At 64.0% G+C, this 1,311-nt stretch carries 1 protein-coding gene; it reads left to right on the top strand.

Translation table 11 applies throughout. The features are described 5' to 3' along the window. Nucleotides 1-1,250: alcohol dehydrogenase catalytic domain-containing protein (locus ACFWJO_RS39550; protein ID WP_386873111.1), on the top strand; the 1,250-nt coding region annotated here is incomplete at its 5' end. Nucleotides 1,251-1,311 lie beyond the last annotated feature (61 nt).

The raw sequence follows: 1,311 nt of genomic DNA on the forward strand, positions 1-1,311 counted from the left end.
CAACGGAGGAGACCAAGATGTCCGCCACCGTGCCTGCACGCACGGCGATCGATCACCCCGCCTCTTCGTTTCAGAACGCGGTATCGGGCACGGGCACAAGTGATGTCTCGAACAGTGAGGTTCAAATCATGTCAAAGATCAATGTTGCCCGTCTTGTCGTCCTGGGCAAGCCGCTCGAGGTGGGTATCGCCGACAAACCGGTTCCAGGCCCGAAGGACGTCCTCGTGAAGGTGGCGGCCTGTGGGCTCGTTCCCAACTCGTTTAACGTCGTCAAGGGTTATGCGCCGTTCACCCTGCCGGAGCTTCCCGCGGTGTTCGGGCTCGACGTGGCGGGGACTATCGAGGCGGTGGGCGAGCATGTCCTCGGCCTCGAAGTGGGACAGAGCGTCTACGTCGACCCGTGGATGACCTGCGATACCTGCCACCAGTGCCGACGAGGGCGGCGGGACCTCTGTCCGTATGGGTATCTGCGCGGATACATGACCACGACGGAACGCGGCGGTCAGCTGATCAACCAGTACCCGATCGGCGGCCTGTCGGAGTATGTGCTGGCCCCCGATGCGAGGATCGCCCGCCTGCCGGAGGAGATCGACCTGTTGACGGCCGCTCGGTTCGGCTACATCGGAACTTCGTTCGCTGCGCTCCTGAAAGGCGGTCTAGGACCGGGGAAAACCCTGTTGATCAACGGGGTGACAGGGACGCTGGGCGTGGCCGCGGTAGCGATCGCGCTGGGCATGGGTGCGACGAAGATTCTGGGTATCGGGCGTAATCGTGAGCTGCTGGAGCGGGTGCGGAGGATGGCTCCGGGGCGGGTCGAGACGATCTCCTCGGAGGACGGTGTCGACCTCGTGGCCTGGGCGAAGGATCGCACCGGCAGCCTCGGGGTGGACATGATGTACGACTGTCTGGGCGTAGGCGGTGACGTCCACAGCACCGATGTGCTCCTACGGGCTGTCAAGGACGGTGGACGTGCAGTCCTCGTCGGCGCTGGCGAAGGCGCAATCAGCCAGGCCTACTTCGACGTGCTGATGCATGAGGTCCACGCTGTGGGATCCAAGTGGTTCTCCTCCGCGGAGGCCGATCAGTTGATCGCCATGGTCGCCGCCGGAGTGATCGACCTGTCGTTCCTGGACCACCGTCGCTTCGGGCTGGCCGAGGTTAACGACGCCGTCGAGCTGGTTGGGTCGCGGCCGGGTGGCTTCCTCAATGTGGTGGTCCTGCCTGGGGAGACCAGCGTCGCAGCCGGATGACGACTATGTCCGGTGCGAGGCGGGCGAGCGAAGACTGTTCAATGACGAACAAGGAGTGAGT

It is taken from the genome of Streptomyces sp. NPDC127092, from assembly GCF_042722475.1.
In the GTDB taxonomy this organism is placed as follows: Bacteria; Actinomycetota; Actinomycetes; order Streptomycetales; family Streptomycetaceae; genus Streptomyces.